This is a genomic window from Silvanigrella aquatica, assembly GCF_001907975.1.
Taxonomy (GTDB): domain Bacteria; phylum Bdellovibrionota_B; class Oligoflexia; order Silvanigrellales; family Silvanigrellaceae; genus Silvanigrella; species Silvanigrella aquatica.
In genome coordinates this window covers 3,042,733-3,059,954 of record NZ_CP017834.1, presented here as the reverse complement: position 1 = coordinate 3,059,954, position 17,222 = coordinate 3,042,733, and the positions used below count along the sequence as shown (strand labels likewise).

Below are 17,222 nucleotides of genomic sequence, written 5' to 3'. Positions count from 1 at the left end.
GGATGCTATGGCAAGATCTCTTTCTAATAATAGCAACATTAATTTTTTAAATATAAAAAGCGGATTTTTATCTTGGATTTTTACATTAGATCATAAGCGTATCGCTATAATGTATTCCGTTTCAATAGCAGTATTTTTTTTAATTGGTGGGCTATTTGGTGTTTTATTACGTTTAGAATTGCTTCAAGATAGAATTCCAAATGCAACCGATACATCATATTTTCTTAGTGCAAACCATTATAATGAAGCCTTTACCTTACATGGTGCTATAATGATTTTTTTAGTTATTATTCCATCAATCCCATCAACTTTAGGGAATTTTTTATTGCCATTAATGATTGGTGCAAAAGATGTGGCCTTTCCTAAATTAAATCTTCTAAGTTATTATCTTTATATCTGTGGCGCTTTATTTCTTATTATGACAATTGTATATGGTGGACTTGATACGGGCTGGACATTTTACACTCCCTATAGCGTGGAAACAAAAACATCTACTACTTTAGCTGTAACAGGCGTATTTATTTTAGGATTTTCTAACGTATTAACAGGTCTAAATTTTATTGTTACAGTGCACAAATTACGTGCTCCTGGTTTAATTTGGTTTCGTTTGCCATTATTTGTTTGGGCTATTTATTCAACAGCAATTATTCAAATTCTTGCGACACCTGTTTTAGCAATTACTTTATTTTTATTAGCGATGGAGAGATTGATTGGTGTTGGGATTTTCGATCCTTCATTAGGTGGAGATCCCATTTTATTTCAAAATTTTTTTTGGTTTTATTCTCATCCAGCTGTTTACATAATGATCCTGCCTGCATTTGGCATCATTAGTGAATTAGTAACAGCTCATAGCCGTAAATGTATTTTTGGATATAAAGCTGTTGCACTTACAAGTATTGCTATTGCTATTTTAAGTTTTTTTGTTTGGGGGCATCACATGTTTACCAGTGGTCAATCTCCATTATCTTCGGTTATATTTTCATTATTAACTTATTCAGTTGCAATTCCTACAGCGATCAAAATTTTTAGTTGGGTTGCAACATTATATAAAGGTTCCATTCAATTTACAGCACCAATGCTTTATGTTTTTATATTTTTAATTTTATTTTTAATCGGTGGATTAACAGGTGCTTTTCTTGGCGCACTTTCAGTTGATGTTCAGCTTCATAATACCTATTTTCTAGTTGCTCACTTTCATTATGTGATGATGGGTGGTGCAATTATGGCATGGATAGGAGGTATTTATCATTGGTGGTCTAAATTAACAGGAAAAAAATATAGTGAATATTATGCTAAATTGGCATGTATTATTATATTTATAGGATTTAATCTAACTTATTTCCCTCAATTTATAATGGGATCTCGAGGCATGCCTAGGAGATATTATGATTATATGCCTGATTTTCAATATTATCATAATATTTCTAGTATAGGTTCTTTTATTCTCAGTATAGGACTCTTTTTAGTATTATTTAATTGGCTTCATTCCATCTTTTTTGCAGAACCGGAGGCGAATGCTAATCCCTGGAATTTAAAATCTTTGGAGTGGAGTGAAGAAACAGTTGTTCCTATAAAAGAAAACTTTAAAAAACAACCAATTGTGACATATAATCCCTATGAATTTGATAAATGAATTTATTATAATTATTTTTCTTAAAATAAGTCTAAAATTCTTTACTTTAATGAAATAAATTGTTATATAAATATATAGAGAGATAAGGATTATCCGTATTATTTCTCCTCTCTGTAAAATGGTTCGAGCCTTTATTTTTTTGAATAAATTTAATGAAATACGCATCTCATGTTCTATATAATAGTTTTTGCTATTAATATTTTTAAAGTACAATTAAAAATTAATCTGTAAAGTCAAATTTTTATAAAATAGGAGATTATTATGATTAATAAAACTAATAATTTAAAGAAAATATTTATAGAAAAAATTCCTCTAATGGTAAAGATTGTGTTTAGTTTAATTTTTTTGACAATTAAAATTGTCAAAATTCAAAATGGAATTAGCTTTCATTTAAAGAATATAATTAAGAATTTATTGGTTTAAGTAATCTGTTTTCAATATGAAAGGAATATTATTATGAAGGGTCTTATATTTGGCGTTGTCTTAACAACAGTATCATATGTTATTATTTCAAAATTAATTAAGCAAAAGGAGTCATCTATTCAAAAGTACATAGATTGTTCTGCAGAAAAATTGCGTGATTATATTGATAATTTTTTAGAAGAAAAAAATTCTCATAGCTCGCAGGGAGCGGAGTCAGAAAATGGAAAAGGTAGTTTATGAAAGACAATCATGAATTTTTAATTAAAGATTGTATACTTATAAATTGTAAACCAGAGTTTTTATACAATTATTGGATAAATTTAGAAAACCTTCCTCTTTTTATGAGTCATTTAATTGATGTAAAAAGAAATGGGAATAATAAATCTATTTGGACTGCAAAAGCTCCTTTGGGATTATCAGTATCATGGGAAGCAAATATCATTGATGATAAGCTAAATGAGTTTATTTCGTGGCAGTCTTTACCCAATTCAGACGTCACAAATTATGGCAAGGTCTTTTTTAAAAAAGTTATTATTTGCGAAGATCCTACTCCTAAATATGCCACGTTATTAGAAATTGAGCTGTTTTATAAACCACCTTTAGGTACTCTCGGGGAAAAAGTCAGTTCTTTGCTGGGAGAAAACCCTAAACAACAAATTGCGATGGATTTACAGACATTGAAAGAGAAAATAGAGAAGATTAATATCATATTATAAAAGTGGCTTAATAACCTCATCTTTAAAAAAATCGGCCACATTTTTTTCAAAGTATTTTTGGCAATGAATAGCCAGTTCATTAGCATTTAATTTACAGCCGATATTTTTCGCTGAAGTTAAAAAATCATCATGTGAGCGGCCGTTTCTGTAATCAGGCTCTCTTGATGGATGTGCGAGAAGTTGAGAAATAAAATTCATATCTGGATTCACAAGTAAACTTCCTTGATATACAAGGAGATGTTTTTTTCTAAAAATACTTGTTCCCGCTATTTTTTTATCGCCATAACTAATATCGCTAATGCCGTTTTGATTGAGTTTCGGGCAACCTGCATCTTGCAATGCATTAATCCAAAGTTGATTGATCATTTGAAAATACTTGCTATTTCCAAAGACATCTTTTGCATAAAAGGCAAAGGTTAAAATGAGGCAACCCTCTCCTAACACAACGGTTCCGCCGCCCCCTTTGCGCCTTAAAATAGGTACTTTATTTTTTTCACATTCGAAAATATTTGCTTCGACTTCTGGTTTATTTGAACTTGATAATACCACAATATCGCGTTTGGTTTCAAAAAATCGAAATAAAAAAGGATGTTTTATTTCATTTTGATAAGTATATTGTGGCCAAAGTTTTGCTGGTAAATTTAATACCCAATTATCCATCCACATAAATTATTTGAGCGCTTCTAAAAGTTGTGCGTGAGTGAGACGTGCAATATAGGGTGTGTTTGTTTCAAAGCGATCATTTAAAGAAGTTTTAACCCAAATGGCTTCACAGTCCGCTTTATGCGCTGCAATAAGACCGCGATCGGAATCCTCTACAACAAGAACCTCTGATGGGCTTAAATTTAATTGTTTAAGCGCTTTTAAATATAAGTCGGGATAAGGTTTCTTACGCATACCTGGTTCGAGGCCGACAATCATATCGATAGGGAGTTTTTCTTCATTATGTTGTGAAAGAATTAAATTAATTTCAGTTGCTGGGCTGTTGCTGGCAATGGCATTTATAATTTTATTTTCTTTCATGATTTTTAAAATAAAAGGAATTTCATTATAAAAAATTGCTTTTTTATTTGAAATAAGTTCCCAATAATGTTTTGCTTTGTCTTTTCTTATAGCTTCAGCATCGCATTTGATATTATATTTTTCAACTTCCTTTGCCACTCCACCACCTGTGTGTGTAAAAGTTTCATAATATTCATGTTCATTTAAGGTATGATTGTATTCTAAAAAAGCTTTTTCGTATGCTAAAAAATGAATGCGTTCTGAGTCGCAGAGGCACCCATCGAAATCCCAAAGTATCGCTTTTTTGTTAAGTATTTTTTGTTTAAGATTATTCATTGTTGCGTTCCTTACTCAACGTGTATTACTTGTGGGTTTGGTATATTCCTGCTCATATGGAACCTGTGCATTAATAAAGGCACGGTGATTTTGCATAGGTAGCACGTTTATAAGTGAGGAGCTAGATAGTCTTATTCATCAGTTCTTTTTTTTTGTATTGAGAGAGGGGTAGCTAAATGAAGCGAGTTGTAGTTACAGGCCTTGGCATTGTGTGTCCTGTTGGCAATAGTTTAGAGGAATGCTGGGAAAACGTCATTGCAGGCAAAAGTGGTGTTGGAAAACTAACAAGTTTTGAACCTCCCGAAAATTGCGTTCAAATTGCAGCTGAAGTGAAAAATTTTGAACCTACAAAATTTATGAATGAAAAAGAAGCAAAAAGAAATCAGCGTTTTGTTCAGCTTGCTGTTGCCGCTTCAAAAATGGCATTAGAAAATGCAAATTTTAAAATTTCACCTGAAAATCAAAATGACATAGGCGTTTCTATTGGAGTTGGTGTGGGCGCATTAGGATATTTAGAAGATCAATCCTTTATTGCGAGAACCAAAGGAATCAGACGGGTTTCTCCATTTACAATACCCGGTTATATTGGGAATATGGCCGCCGGCGTAGTTTCTTGTGAAACAGGCGCTAAAGGTCCAAACGTTTGTACGGCCACAGCTTGTTCAAGTGGAGCGCACTCTATTGCCGACGCCATGATGTATATTCAGACAGGGCGCGCCAAAGCGATGATCTGCGGCGGCGCGGAATCTGCTTTAAGTCTTGTTGCTTACGCAGGTTTTGGACAAATGAAAGCGCTTTGCTCTGATTTTCAAGACACACCCGAACGGGCTTCAAGACCTTTTGATAAGGATAGAAGTGGTTTTATTATGGGTGAAGGTGCAGGAATATTAATTCTTGAAGATTATGAGCATGCTATAGCTCGTGGAGCGCATATTCTTTGTGAATTAGCAGGTTTCGGTGCTTCTGGCGATGCTTATCACTTTACTTCACCTGCTCCACAGGGTGAGGGTGGTGCGCGCGCTATGCAACAAGCTTTAACAACTTCAGGATTAAATCCGGAAGATGTTGATTACATAAATGCACATGGTACATCTACAGAACTCAATGACCTTTGTGAAACTCAAGCCATTAAAACTGTTTTCAAAGAACATGCTTATAAATTAAACGTCAGTTCTACAAAAAGTATGACCGGGCATTTATTAGGAGCTGCTGGTGGTATTGAAGCTGTTTTTGCTGTGATGTCGCTTAAGACAGGCTTCATTCCTCCTACAATTAACCTTGAAAATCCTAGTGAGCAATGTGATTTAAATTACACCCCAGGTACAGCTGTAAAACGTAATGTAAATGCGGTGTTATCAAATTCATTTGGATTTGGTGGTACAAATGTTTCGTTAGCTTTTCGTAAAGTTTAATTTTAAAAGCCCTTGGTCTATTTAAATAAATTAAGGGATTTATTTTACTCAATGAAATTAAAATTACAATATGTTTGCATGTATTAAAAAATTGGAAATGGCAAGTATCTTACTTTTTCTGATATTAAATTTATACTGGTTTTTAGAATTACTCATGCTGAATAATTTTAATATTAAATTGTCTTTAGTTCAATTTGATTGTGAGTATTTTATATTTTTTTCTTTCGTAATTATTCTTATAAAGTATATAAAATCACAAATATTTTTTAAATTTTTAAATGAATTTGGAATAATTTTTGGAAGATTATTGAACCGTATTTTTAATTTTCACTAATTTAATATTTTCTTGATGTGAATGAGCTCAGATATACAATATGTTGGTTCAATATCATTTTTAAGTTTGCCACCTCTTTTATTGAACCAACACGTATCAAAACCAAATTGCTGTGCTCCCTGAATATCTGCGACAATATTATCTCCAACCATAAGCACTTTATTTTTTGGAATTTCTTTAAATTGATTTAATGCCAATTCAAATATTTGTGGTTGTGGTTTTCGAAAACCTGTATCTTCAGAAATTGTAATGGTATCTAAAAAAGGATGAAGTTCCGATTTCATGAGTCGTTTTTTTTGCACATCAGAATATCCATTGGTAATAATGCCAATTTTTACTCCTGCCGTTTTAAGAAATTGACAGATTGTGACAGCATTGGGTAATAAATGCGTACATTCAGAAAGTTTTTGCAAGTAATAATTACCGGCATCATTGGGATCGGAGTGAATTTTATGAGCATCAAATATTTTTTTGAAGCGCAGTGTTCTCAGATCTTGAAGGCCAACGGTGCCTCCTTCCAAAGCAGACCAGAGCTCTTTGTTAGATTGCTTATATTCTGAAAAAAGACTTTCAATGTGGTAATTAATTTTAAAGTGAGCAACGGTATCCCGGAAAGCAATTTCCTGAGATTTGTTAAAATCGAACAGGGTATCATCTGCGTCAAAAAAGATGAGGGAATATTTCATAATTAAGAGTCCTTTGCATAAAATCTACATATAGGGTATTGCAAAACTCTTAAATAACTGCAAGGAAAGTTGTATAAAATGACTGTTGGTTGTCCGGAAAAAATTTCAATTATGAGCAGTTTGTTGCAAAATAATACTATTATTTATTCTGCAACAGCAATATTTATTTGCGCGGTAATTCACACCTTTTGCGCGAGTAAAATAGTGGCTTTGTCACATAAGCGTCCCAAAGGTTCCATGTCTGAAAAAGTATTGCACTTTTTAGGAGAAGTCGAAGTTGTCTTTGGATTTTGGGCATTCATTTTTTTAACCTTGCTTTCTCTATTATTAGGAATGTCTGCATCTTTAAATTATTTAAATGAAATTGATTTTAAAGAAACGGTATTTGTGTTTGTAATTATGTGTATGTCGGCAACAAAACCCGTTATGTATCTTGCCGATAGAGGTATTTCTCTTTTATCTGCTTTCTTTTCTAAGATTTTATTTTTAAATAAAAGAATTACTTTGTTTAGTTGTATTTTTATATTTGGATCATTATGTGGTTCTTTAATTACAGAGCCCGTTGCCATGACGGTTTGTGCTTTGTTATTGCAAGAGCATTTTTTTTCTAAGACTTCAAATTTAAAATTTAAATATGCCATGTTGGGTCTTTTGTTCGTAAATATTTCAATCGGTGGAACATTAACTCATTTTGCAGCTCCACCCGTTATTATTGTAACAGGGGCGTGGCAATGGGATCTTCCTTTTATGTTTACACATTTTGGTTGGAAATCCGCCATCGCTGTATTTATTGGAACAATATTAACAGCATTTTATTTTAGAAAAGCAATTAAAGAAACAGAAAAACTTGACAAACCTAAAGAAGGTAGACAAAAAACTCCTTATTGGATTATTCTTGTCAATGTCTTTTTCTTAATATTATGTATTGTTTATCATAAATATATTTCATTTTTAGTTCCTTTGTTTTTACTGTTTGTAGGTTGGTTTGAAGTAACTAAAGAATATCAAAATCCTTTAAAAATTCGTGAGGCATTGTTAGTTGGATTTTTCTTAGGTGGAATTGTTACCTTAGGTGGCTTGCAACAATGGTGGCTCATTCCACTGGTTAATTCTTTAAACCCAACAACAATGTTTTTGGGAGCAACAGGTTTAACCGCAATAACAGACAACGCAGCGTTAACTTATTTGGGAACGTTGGTTCCTAATTTGTCCGATGCTATGAAATACTCTCTCGTAGCGGGTGCTGTGGCAGGTGGTGGCTTGACTGTCATTGCCAATGCACCTAATCCTATTGGCTATGGAATATTAAATAAAAATTTAGGTGAAGATGGGATTAGCCCCTTGTATTTATTATTAGGTGCGTTACCTTTTACTATTATTGCGATTTCTTGTTTGCTATTTTTGTAAGTATCATATCAATTTGCAGCTTATTTTTGCCTAATAACAGTTATCACAAACTGAAATTAGGCTTGGGCGCGAGAGATTTGCACATTTAAATAACCACCCTCCAACCACGCCCATAGCAAATGCGCATTCCTATTCCAAAAAAACAGGTAAATGCCAGAGCGAAAGCAAATGAAGAAAATTCGGCGCCAAAGCGTGTTGTAAGAGGATCCGAAAATAAACGTTGATACAAGGGTCGCATAATGTGAAATCCTTCAAGCAAACAAACTGCGATCCAGGAGCCCGCATAGGCTGCAATAGCGTTGACGCCAAAGCTTGTACCGAATGCAGGCCAGCCGCGTTTGTCTATTAAATAATGAAAAACTCCAATTATAAGCAGAGCTGTGCCGCCCGTTCCACAGACAAATGACGATGTCCATAATTGCTTATTTAAGGGCATCCAATGAGACCAGATAAATCCTAGAGCTATAAGTATAAATCCAAGCATAATTAAGGATAAAGTTTTTCCTTGTCGTAACAGGGCTCCGGCTCTTAAACCAAGGATCGTCGTTGCTAGGGAAGGCAACGTCGATAAAATGCCTTCCGGATCGTGCGCCTGCCCTGTCGCTGGATTAAAGGAGTAAGAAAGCCTTCCGAGTAATGCCGTATCAATGCGGTCAGCTAGGTTAATACCCGGAGCAAAACCACCTGAGAATTGTAGTAATCCCCAATACCCAAGTAAAATCGTTACGAACAACAACCATTGGGCTTTTGCTTGTTTCACATGAATCGTCAGCAATCCTGCAGCAATGAAACACACGCCTATGCGTTGCAATACGCCCAATAAGCGAAAGGCGCGTCCATCCATAAGAAATGCGGCTAAAAGATGTAAGGTGACACCCAATAAAAAAATGCGAATGCCTCGCCAGACAACACTTTTTAGCAAAGCATTTCTTTCCACTTGTGACGATGTCGCATCGGCCTTGGCGCCCAGCGCCAGTTGTATTGACACACCGACAATCAAGAGAAAAAAAGGAAAAATGAAGTCGGGCGGAGTGCAGCCATGCCATTCTGCGTGTTCTAACCAAGGGTACACATGATCCCAATCGCCCGCATTATTAACTAATAGCATTGCGGCTACAGTAAGGCCGCGTAAGGCATCTATTGAAGATATTCTTTTGTTTTTTACCATAAAGCGAAACCTCTTGATGAAGACTGTTTGCTAACATAAGGAAAAAACTTTTTGGAATGCGGAATTGTTACGTTAAATTTAAATAGAGAGAATAACATTATTGAATTTTTATAATTCATAAATAATTACGTCATGGCATTTAACTCATTTGAAGAATATTTTTTATTTAAATTGGGTTGCGTTTCATGTTGATAATAAATTGTTGGTGCAGGTGGTAGAGGGGAATTTCCTAAAATTAAATCAGCGGATTTTTCAGCAATCATCATAACAGGAGCATAAATGTTTCCATTGGTAACAAACGGCATAACCGAGGCATCGACAACTCTTAAATTGCTAACACCATGAACGCGCATAGACTTAGGATCGACTACGGACATGCCATCTTCACCCATTTTACATGTGCAAGAGGGATGTAATGCAGTTTCCGCATCGCGAGATACCCAATCTAATATTTCTTGATCTGATTCAATATGCTTCCCTGGTGATGTCTCTCCCGCATTAAAATCATCCATGGCGGGTTGATTTAATATTTTTCGAGCGCAACGAACGGCTTCAATCCATTCTCTTCTATCTTGATCCGTTGATAAATAATTAAATAAAATACTGGGATGTTCACGAGCGTCAGTTGATCGGATTTTCACACGTCCCCGTGCATCGGAATTCATAGGACCAATGTGTACTTGATATCCGTGTCCTCCTGAAGGAGAAGTCCCGTCATATCTTACTGCTAGAGGGAGAAAATGAAATTGAATATTAGGGTATGTTACTTCATTGTTACTTCTTATAAACCCGCCTGCTTCGAAATGATTGCTTGCGGCGGCTCCTTTGCGCTGAAAAAGCCATTGAAAACCAATTTTAGGTTTATTCCACCATTTTAAAGCGGGGTATAAACTGACGGGTTGTTTGCATGCATATTGAACATAGACTTCAAGGTGATCTTGCAAGTTTTGTCCAACTCCTGGAAGATTTTCTACAACTTTAATTCCGAGTGATTTTAAATCATTTCCGTTGCCAATTCCTGAGAGCTGGAGAAGTTGTGGAGAATTAATAGCTCCTCCACTGCAAATCACTTCGCCAGCATAAACCTTATGTGTTGCACCGTATTGTTGGTACTCAACGCCAACAGCTCTGTTACCTTCAAAGAGTATTTTTGTTGTGAGAGCTCTGCATTTTATATGCAAATTAGGTCTTTTTTTTCTTACAGGATGTAGATAAGCTCTTGATGCTGAAATTCTTCTGGCTCTATTTATATTTCTATCAAAACGTCCAAATCCTTCTTGACGGAAACCATTCACATCATTTGTAAGGGGATAACCTGCTTCTTGGACAGCTTCAAAAAAAGCATGAAATAGTGGGTTATCACAGGATGCTGTTTCAAGCATTAAAGGACCTGTAAATCCGTGGTAGTTGTCTGCTCCTATCATGCGTGTTTCAGCTCGATTAAAGTACGGCAAGCAGTGTTGATAATCCCAATATTCGAGACCTTTTTGATTCGCCCATTTTTGATAATCAAGAGGATTGCCACGAATATAAATCATTCCATTGATGGAGCTACAACCGCCTAATACTTTGCCGCGTCCATGAAAGACTCTTCTTCCCTGCATAAAAGGTTCGGGATCGCTATTGTAACACCAGTCGTAGTATTTATTTCCTAAAGGATACATAAGAGCCGCGGGCATATGAATAAATATATCCCAAATATAATCGGGTCGGCCTGCCTCAAGAACAAGAACTTTATTTGAAGGATTTGTGCTAAAACGATTCGCTAAAACGCAACCCGCTGAGCCTCCTCCCACAATTATAAAATCATATTGTGTTTTTGCCATAATGAATTCCTTTATTTTGATCAGCAAGAGCTTTTTTAATTAAGGAGTGAAAATATTCAACTCCATTTTCTCTTTCAGGATGTAGTATGCCTTCATTGTAAATTCCTACTTCTAAATTTTTCTGAACTTGTTCACATATCATAATATCTTCAAAGGTTATCTTTTCGATTGTTTTTATAAATTCTTTTCGTTCTATTTCATTGACATGAGATTTAAATCGGAAACGGTAACTTAATTTTGTTTTTCTTGAATTTATGGGGTTTACTTGTAAAGTATAAAAACAATTTTGGTAACAAGGTAATCCTAAATTAGGATAATGCCACAGCCAAAGACCTTCAAACTCGCCAAAGGATGATGTAATATCTTTGCGTTCACAAGAGTGAACAGAATAGCGATCTTTATTTTCAATATTATATTTTCTCAATTGAAAGTTTTTATTAAAAATAGGATGGATTGTCATACAATGATAGCATTCTTGAAAACCATCTTGCCACGTTTTCCAATTAAAATTTCCTTCATGCTCCATGCTTTCATAATTGGTATATTCATTAAAATTATATTTTGCATGATTTAATTCATGATCAAGGGGATTTATAAATTCATTAAAATCAATTGGGTTTTCATTTAGATTTATAAAAATTAATCCATTAAATTGAGCTAATTTTACTTCAAATAAAGATCCTTGACAATTTTTTTTAACATCTGAGGTTTCAAGAAACGGTGTGTGATTTAAAGTGCCTTTTAAATCGTAAGTCCATCCATGATATCGGCATGTGACGGATGAATTTTTTAAATTTCCTTTTTTTTCAGAGACTAAAGGAGCTGCTCTATGAATACAAACATTATGAAAACCTCGTATTAAATTGTCTTCACCTTTTACCAAAAATAAGGGATATCCTGCCATTTCATATTTAATATAATCACCACTATTTTTAAAATCGTTTTCTTCTCCTATATAAATCCATTCTGAGGAAAATATAGATTTTCTTTCCATTTCATAAATATGGGGATCATAATACCAGGAGGCAGGAATTGTTTTAGTAAAAGGACTCATAGCTCATTCTCCTTTAAGAGTAAATTGAATTTGCAATTTGCACTTCTGAGGTAAAATGTTTGACGATTTCACAAGCTGGATTATCAATTAAATCTTTAGGAACTCCAATTTGTAAAATTTTACCAGCTTCCATAATTGCAATGCGAGTTCCTATTTTTAAGGCCTCAGAAAAATCATGAGTAACAAATACAATTGTTTTTTTTAAATGAATTTGAAGTTGTAATATTTCTTCTTGTAAATGTTTTCTATGTAATGGATCTAATGCAGAAAAAGGTTCGTCCATAAGAAGAACATCTGCATCAGTGACAAAGGCGCGTGCTAAACCTACGCGCTGTTGCATGCCGCCAGATAATTCATGAGGAAATTTGTCTTTCCACTCAGAAAGGCCAACTAAAATTAATTTTTCTGCAACTTGTTTCTTTATTTCAGAGGGAGAAATTTTTTGAATTTCTAATGGATATCCCACATTTTCTTCTACAGTTCGCCAGGGCATTAAGCCAAATTGTTGAAAAACCATAGAAATTTTATGTTTCCTAATTTTCATAATTAAATCATTATTACAATGACTAATATCTACAAATTGCTCTGTGAGAGGATCTATAAATAGTATTTGACCTCTTATATTTCCATGAGATCTTCCATTCATTCCGTTTAAACAGCGCAATAGTGATGATTTTCCTGAACCAGATAATCCCATAATGACAAAAATTTCTCCTTGATAAACGCGAAAATTAGCATTTTGTACGGCAACAATTTGATTCCATTCTTGATGAATTTCATCACGATTCATTCCTTTATCGAGTGCTTCAAATGCTTTTTTCGGCTTTTTGCCAAATACAAGATCGAGATTTTGAATATTAAAACATTCATTTTTCATATGAATTTACCTGATTTTTTTCTGATATAGAAAGAACTCTATCTAATAAAATAGCGATAATGACAATGGCTAATCCGGATTCAAATCCTTTGACGATATTGACGGTATTCAGCGCTTGAACAACAGGTTTTCCCAGCCCTTCAGCACCCACTAAAGCAGCAATGACAACCATGGATAAGGAAAGCATCACGCATTGGGAAACTCCCGTTAAAATTGAAGACTTTGCAAAGGGAATTTCAACTGTCCATAGTCTTGTCCAACGGCTCGCACCAAAGGAATCAGCCACTTCCATTAACGAGTGAGGTACTTTACTGAGACCTAAATAAGTTAAGCGAATAGTTGCCGGCATTGCGAAAATAATTGTGGAAAAAAGCCCGGGAGCCATTCCCAAACCAAATAACATTAATGTGGGAATGAGATAAACAAATGTGGGAATTGTCTGCATAAGATCAAGAAGGGGACGGACTAAAGCATAAACATAAGGCCTGTGAGCACACAAAATACCAATGGGAATACCAACAATTGCTGAAATTGTTGTGGCAAAAATAACGAGAGTCACAGTTTCTAAAGATTCGCGCCAATACCCTAAATTTTGGATGAGAAAAGTTCCTATAGCAATTAAAATAGCTGTTTTTAAATTTCTTTTAAAAATATAGGAAATAATAACTAAAATAGAGATTAATAAATAGGGGTGAATAATTTCTAGTAAATCTAATATATTTCCTATTAAGTCATTTAATTTGTCTGAAAATGTGCGGAATTGCGATTCTGTTAAATCAATTATAAGATTGATTCCTTCTTGTACCCAAGTACCAATTGGTATTTTTTGCATAAATATCCTTTTTAATATTTTTTATGGGGATAAAGAAGCAAATTTATTTTTTAATTCATCAATTTTTACAGGTGTTCCATTACTGAGTTTTACATCAATTAGCCATTTTTCAACTTTTGGAACATTTTCTTTTAACCACTTTTGTGCTGCTTTAGTGGGTTCCATTTTTCGAGCGAGAATCATATCCATCATTTGATTTTCATCTTCGACTGTTAAATTAAAATTTTTAAAGAAATGAATTACATTGGGACATTCGGTTGAATATCCTTTTCGAGTATTGATGTAGACTGTAGACTCACCATCATGGGGGCCAAAGTACTTGTCACCGCCATCGAGATATTGCATTTTTATTAATTTATTCATCGGATGTGGTTCCCATCCTAAAAAAACTATCCATTTATTTCTTTTAGTTGCTTGAATAACTTCCATTAACATGGCTTGTTCGCTTGACTCAATAAGTTTCCAATCATTTAAGTTAAAAGCATTTTCTTTGATAATATCCAATATGTGTCGATTCCCATCATTTCCCGATTCAATTCCATATATTTTTCCTTGAAATTTATCTTTAAATTTATTTAAATCAGAAAATGTTTTGACTCCGGCATCATAAACGTAACTAGGCACAGCAAGAGTATATTTCGCACCTCTTAAAATTGTACCTACTGTTTCTATTGAACCTTGTAATTGATAAGGTCGGATATCTGCCGTCATTGTGGGCATCCAATTGCCAAGAAAAACATCGATATCTTTATTTTTAAGACTTGCAAATGTCATGGGGACGGAAAGTTCTGTAGACTTAGTTTCGTAGCCAAGTGAATTTAAAATTTCAGAAGCAATTGCTGTTGAGGCTGTCACATCTGTCCAGCCTACATTTGAAAATCGGATTTTTTTGCAATCTACTGCAGCAAATACTTTCAATGAAAGTACGCTAAAAAACACTGAAAATAATACAGAGAGTCGATGCATAATTTCCTCAAAAAATTGGTTCGAACATTTTTATTCATACATTGATATCATCATTATATGATTTTAATTTATTTGTCTATTAATGATTTCATGAGAGGATTAAATTTAATAATATGGAATATATTGGGTGGCTTTTGTGTATTTATAAATTTGGTAAATTCAATTTATTTTAAAATTATATATTTTGATTTATAATTGATTACCATTTATATTTAAAAATGATTTGAATTATTATAGAATTGCCTTCTTAAATTTTTAGCAGCTTCAGTCATATTTTTTAAAGCCTTGCTCACCTCAGGCCAATTCCGAGTTTTTAAACCACAATCAGGATTAATCCATAAACGTTCTTTCGGAATAAATTGCAATGCTTTTTCCAATTGCATAACTATAAAATTTGTATTTGGAATGAGGGGAGAATGGATGTCGTAAATTCCAGGACCGATTTCATTTGGGTAGGAAAAATTTTCGAAGGCTTGTAATAATTCCATATTGGAGCGAGAGCATTCTAATGTAATCACATCGGCATCGAGATTAGCAATGGCATGAATAATATCGTTAAATTCAGAATAGCACATATGTGTATGAATTTGAGTGCTATCTTCAACACCGCAAGAAGCTATTTTAAAGCATTTAACAGACCAAGATAAATATTCTTCCCAATCTTTTTTTTGTAAGGGAAGAGCTTCTCGGAAAGCGGGTTCGTCAATTTGAATTATTTTAATTCCTGCTTTTTCTAAGTCGAGAACTTCATCGCGCAGAGCTAAGGAAATTTGCAGCGCTGTTTCTTTAGTTGGTTGATCATCTCTGACAAAGGACCATGAGAGTATTGTTACGGGGCCTGTGAGCATGCCCTTTACAGGCTTATTTGTTAACGATTGTGAATATTTTGCCCATTCTACCGTAATAGCTTTTGCTCTAAAAACATCTCCATATATAATTGGCGGTTTAACGCAGCGTGAGCCGTAACTTTGCACCCAACCCTGACTTGTAAAGATAAAACCATTCATAAATTCAGCAAAATATTCGACCATATCATTTCTTTCTGCTTCCCCATGGACGAGGACATCAAGTTCTAAATTCTCTTGTATCGTGATACATTCTTTTATGTGCTCTTTAATTTGTTGAGTATATAATTCATTTGAAATTGATCCCTCTTTTAATTTTTTACGAAGTTCTCGGATATTTTGAGTTTGCGGAAATGATCCAATGGTTGTTGTTGGAAATAAAGGAAGATGAAATAGATTTTTTTGCTTTATGGAACGTTCTTCATAATTGCTATCGCGATGATAAAATTTTGGATTGATATCCGAAATTCTCTTTTTTACAGATGGATTTATCACTTTTTTAGAGATGAGACGTGATTGAATATCAAATTTATTTTGTTGCAAATTTTTCTCATATCCATTTTTTTTATTAAAAATAATTTCTATTGATTTAATTTCAATTGTTTTTTGTTTTGCGAAAGAAAGCCAATTTTTTATTTCAGGATCCAACTTTTGTTCGCTCTCTAAATCCACCGGTGAGTGTATTAAGGAACAACTGCTTCCTATCCATAAATTTTTGGAGAAACTTTGTTTTAGAATATTTAATTGGTCGATAATTTTATTATAATCAGACTTCCAAATATTTCTTCCATTTACGACACCTGCGGACAATGTTTTTTGATTGTCAAAATTTTTAATGAGGGAGTGTATTTGCTGAGGAGCAGAGCACAAATCGACGTGCAATCCATGCACAGGTAAATTATTAATGATGTTTATATTTTCGCTTATTGAGCCGAAATATGTTGTCGTTAATATTTTTATGTCATGAAAATTTAAATTGTCATATGTAAATTTAAATTTTTTTATCCATTCATTTGGTAAATCGAGAGCTAAAATAGGTTCATCTAATTGCAGCCATTCTATTTTATTATCCTTTAATTTTCTAAATATTTCATTATATATTGGTATTAAATTCTCAATGAGATTCAGTTTATTAAATTCATCACCTTTTGTTTTTCCTAGCCATAGATAAGTCAATGGTCCTAATAGAACAGGTTTGATTTTATAATTAAATGATAAGGCATGATCGATCTGTTCAAAAAAATAGTTGTAGGTTAACTGAAAATTTTGATTTTTACTAAACTCAGGAACAATATAATGATAATTTGTATTAAACCATTTTGTCATTTCACACGCAGCATGTTCTTTTTTATTGAGAGATTGACCACGTGCCATGCAAAAAAGTGTGTCTATATTTATTTTATTATCACTTTCTAAAAATCTTTTGGGAATCACGCCAAGCAACGCGCTTGTCTCTAGCACATGATCGTACCATGAAAAATCACCTACCGTTATAAAGCTAAGATTAGATTCACTTTGGATTTTCCAATTTTCCTCGCATATTTTTTTTCCTACTTCTAATAGTTGTTTTTGAGTTATTTCTAATTTCCAATAGGATTCAAGAGCTTTTTTAAGTTCACGTTTCTTTCCTATTCGCGGAAATCCAAGAATATGAGTGCATGAATTTATCATAATAAGACTCCCTATTTCTATCTAACAAAAATGT

Annotated in this window: 15 protein-coding genes; 5 read left to right on the top strand and 10 right to left on the bottom strand. The window is 33.7% G+C overall.

The window, feature by feature from the left end:
- The first annotated feature begins 7 nt into the window (after nucleotides 1–7).
- The 3 genes from AXG55_RS13035 (at nucleotide 8) to AXG55_RS13025 (ending at nucleotide 2,772) form a co-directional block, all read left to right on the top strand.
- Complete coding sequence (locus AXG55_RS13035; RefSeq protein WP_148698540.1) at nucleotides 8–1,633, top strand: cytochrome c oxidase subunit I; 1,626 nt, start codon at nucleotides 8–10, stop codon at nucleotides 1,631–1,633.
- 456 nt (nucleotides 1,634–2,089) lie between these two features.
- Entirely contained in the window at nucleotides 2,090–2,296 is a 207-nt protein-coding gene (locus AXG55_RS13030; protein ID WP_148698539.1) for a hypothetical protein, read from the top strand.
- Nucleotides 2,293–2,772 (top strand): SRPBCC family protein, encoded by a 480-nt coding sequence (locus AXG55_RS13025; protein ID WP_148698538.1) that lies wholly within the window; start codon nucleotides 2,293–2,295, stop codon nucleotides 2,770–2,772. The genes AXG55_RS13030 and AXG55_RS13025 overlap by 4 nt, the downstream gene beginning before the upstream one ends.
- On the opposite strand, the gene AXG55_RS13020 is transcribed toward AXG55_RS13025, so the two are convergent.
- Nucleotides 2,767–3,438 (bottom strand): lipoyl protein ligase domain-containing protein, encoded by a 672-nt coding sequence (locus AXG55_RS13020; RefSeq protein ID WP_148698537.1) that lies wholly within the window; start codon nucleotides 3,436–3,438, stop codon nucleotides 2,767–2,769. The genes AXG55_RS13025 and AXG55_RS13020 overlap by 6 nt on opposite strands.
- A gap of 3 nt (nucleotides 3,439–3,441) precedes the next feature.
- Entirely contained in the window at nucleotides 3,442–4,110 is a 669-nt protein-coding gene (locus tag AXG55_RS13015; protein WP_148698536.1) for an HAD family hydrolase, read from the bottom strand.
- Between the two features lie 176 nt (nucleotides 4,111–4,286).
- Here AXG55_RS13015 and fabF point away from each other — a divergent pair, with 176 nt between their 5' ends.
- Entirely contained in the window at nucleotides 4,287–5,522 is a 1,236-nt protein-coding gene (gene fabF / locus AXG55_RS13010) for a beta-ketoacyl-ACP synthase II (RefSeq protein ID WP_148698535.1), read from the top strand.
- 330 nt (nucleotides 5,523–5,852) lie between these two features.
- Here fabF and AXG55_RS13005 read toward each other — a convergent pair whose 3' ends face one another.
- Entirely contained in the window at nucleotides 5,853–6,542 is a 690-nt protein-coding gene (locus AXG55_RS13005; protein ID WP_148698534.1) for a YjjG family noncanonical pyrimidine nucleotidase, read from the bottom strand.
- Nucleotides 6,543–6,620: 78 nt separating this feature from the next.
- Between AXG55_RS13005 and AXG55_RS13000 the strand changes: the two genes are divergently transcribed.
- Complete coding sequence (locus AXG55_RS13000) at nucleotides 6,621–7,949, top strand: putative Na+/H+ antiporter (protein ID WP_233231221.1); 1,329 nt, start codon at nucleotides 6,621–6,623, stop codon at nucleotides 7,947–7,949.
- 85 nt (nucleotides 7,950–8,034) lie between these two features.
- Here the strand turns inward: AXG55_RS13000 and AXG55_RS12995 are convergent, their stop codons facing one another.
- The 7 genes from AXG55_RS12995 to metE form a co-directional block, all read right to left on the bottom strand.
- A complete protein-coding gene (locus tag AXG55_RS12995; RefSeq protein ID WP_148698533.1) occupies nucleotides 8,035–9,117 on the bottom strand; it encodes an acyltransferase family protein in 1,083 nt (360 codons plus the stop codon).
- A gap of 125 nt (nucleotides 9,118–9,242) precedes the next feature.
- Nucleotides 9,243–10,943 (bottom strand): choline dehydrogenase, encoded by a 1,701-nt coding sequence (gene betA, locus AXG55_RS12990; protein WP_148698532.1) that lies wholly within the window; start codon nucleotides 10,941–10,943, stop codon nucleotides 9,243–9,245.
- Nucleotides 10,924–11,997 (bottom strand): aromatic ring-hydroxylating oxygenase subunit alpha, encoded by a 1,074-nt coding sequence (locus AXG55_RS12985; protein ID WP_148698531.1) that lies wholly within the window; start codon nucleotides 11,995–11,997, stop codon nucleotides 10,924–10,926. The genes betA and AXG55_RS12985 overlap by 20 nt, the downstream gene beginning before the upstream one ends.
- A 13-nt stretch (nucleotides 11,998–12,010) precedes the next feature.
- Nucleotides 12,011–12,874 (bottom strand): ATP-binding cassette domain-containing protein, encoded by an 864-nt coding sequence (locus AXG55_RS12980; RefSeq protein WP_148698530.1) that lies wholly within the window; start codon nucleotides 12,872–12,874, stop codon nucleotides 12,011–12,013.
- Nucleotides 12,864–13,706, bottom strand: a complete 843-nt coding sequence (locus tag AXG55_RS12975) for an ABC transporter permease (RefSeq protein ID WP_148698529.1) — start codon at nucleotides 13,704–13,706, stop codon at nucleotides 12,864–12,866. The genes AXG55_RS12980 and AXG55_RS12975 overlap by 11 nt, the downstream gene beginning before the upstream one ends.
- Before the next feature lie 21 nt (nucleotides 13,707–13,727).
- Entirely contained in the window at nucleotides 13,728–14,672 is a 945-nt protein-coding gene (gene choX, locus AXG55_RS12970; protein ID WP_148698528.1) for a choline ABC transporter substrate-binding protein, read from the bottom strand.
- 212 nt (nucleotides 14,673–14,884) lie between these two features.
- Nucleotides 14,885–17,188 (bottom strand): 5-methyltetrahydropteroyltriglutamate--homocysteine S-methyltransferase, encoded by a 2,304-nt coding sequence (gene metE / locus AXG55_RS12965; protein ID WP_148698527.1) that lies wholly within the window; start codon nucleotides 17,186–17,188, stop codon nucleotides 14,885–14,887.
- Between the last annotated feature and the right edge of the window lie 34 nt (nucleotides 17,189–17,222).

Excerpts from the sequence above, each read along its gene's own strand:
- AXG55_RS13020 (WP_148698537.1), bottom strand. The coding sequence starts at position 3,438 with ATGTGGATGGATAATTGGGTATTAAATTTACCAGCAAAACTTTGGCCA.
- AXG55_RS13000 (WP_233231221.1), top strand. The coding sequence starts at position 6,621 with ATGACTGTTGGTTGTCCGGAAAAAATTTCAATTATGAGCAGTTTGTTG.
- betA (WP_148698532.1), bottom strand. The coding sequence starts at position 10,943 with ATGGCAAAAACACAATATGATTTTATAATTGTGGGAGGAGGCTCAGCG.
- AXG55_RS12980 (WP_148698530.1), bottom strand. The coding sequence starts at position 12,874 with ATGAAAAATGAATGTTTTAATATTCAAAATCTCGATCTTGTATTTGGC.
- metE (WP_148698527.1), bottom strand. The coding sequence starts at position 17,188 with ATGATAAATTCATGCACTCATATTCTTGGATTTCCGCGAATAGGAAAG.
- AXG55_RS12975 (WP_148698529.1), bottom strand. The coding sequence starts at position 13,706 with ATGCAAAAAATACCAATTGGTACTTGGGTACAAGAAGGAATCAATCTT.
- AXG55_RS12995 (WP_148698533.1), bottom strand. The coding sequence starts at position 9,117 with ATGGTAAAAAACAAAAGAATATCTTCAATAGATGCCTTACGCGGCCTT.
- AXG55_RS13035 (WP_148698540.1), top strand. The coding sequence starts at position 8 with ATGGCAAGATCTCTTTCTAATAATAGCAACATTAATTTTTTAAATATA.
- fabF (WP_148698535.1), top strand. The coding sequence starts at position 4,287 with ATGAAGCGAGTTGTAGTTACAGGCCTTGGCATTGTGTGTCCTGTTGGC.
- AXG55_RS12985 (WP_148698531.1), bottom strand. The coding sequence starts at position 11,997 with ATGAGTCCTTTTACTAAAACAATTCCTGCCTCCTGGTATTATGATCCC.
- AXG55_RS13030 (WP_148698539.1), top strand. The coding sequence starts at position 2,090 with ATGAAGGGTCTTATATTTGGCGTTGTCTTAACAACAGTATCATATGTT.
- AXG55_RS13015 (WP_148698536.1), bottom strand. The coding sequence starts at position 4,110 with ATGAATAATCTTAAACAAAAAATACTTAACAAAAAAGCGATACTTTGG.
- AXG55_RS13005 (WP_148698534.1), bottom strand. The coding sequence starts at position 6,542 with ATGAAATATTCCCTCATCTTTTTTGACGCAGATGATACCCTGTTCGAT.
- AXG55_RS13025 (WP_148698538.1), top strand. The coding sequence starts at position 2,293 with ATGAAAGACAATCATGAATTTTTAATTAAAGATTGTATACTTATAAAT.
- choX (WP_148698528.1), bottom strand. The coding sequence starts at position 14,672 with ATGCATCGACTCTCTGTATTATTTTCAGTGTTTTTTAGCGTACTTTCA.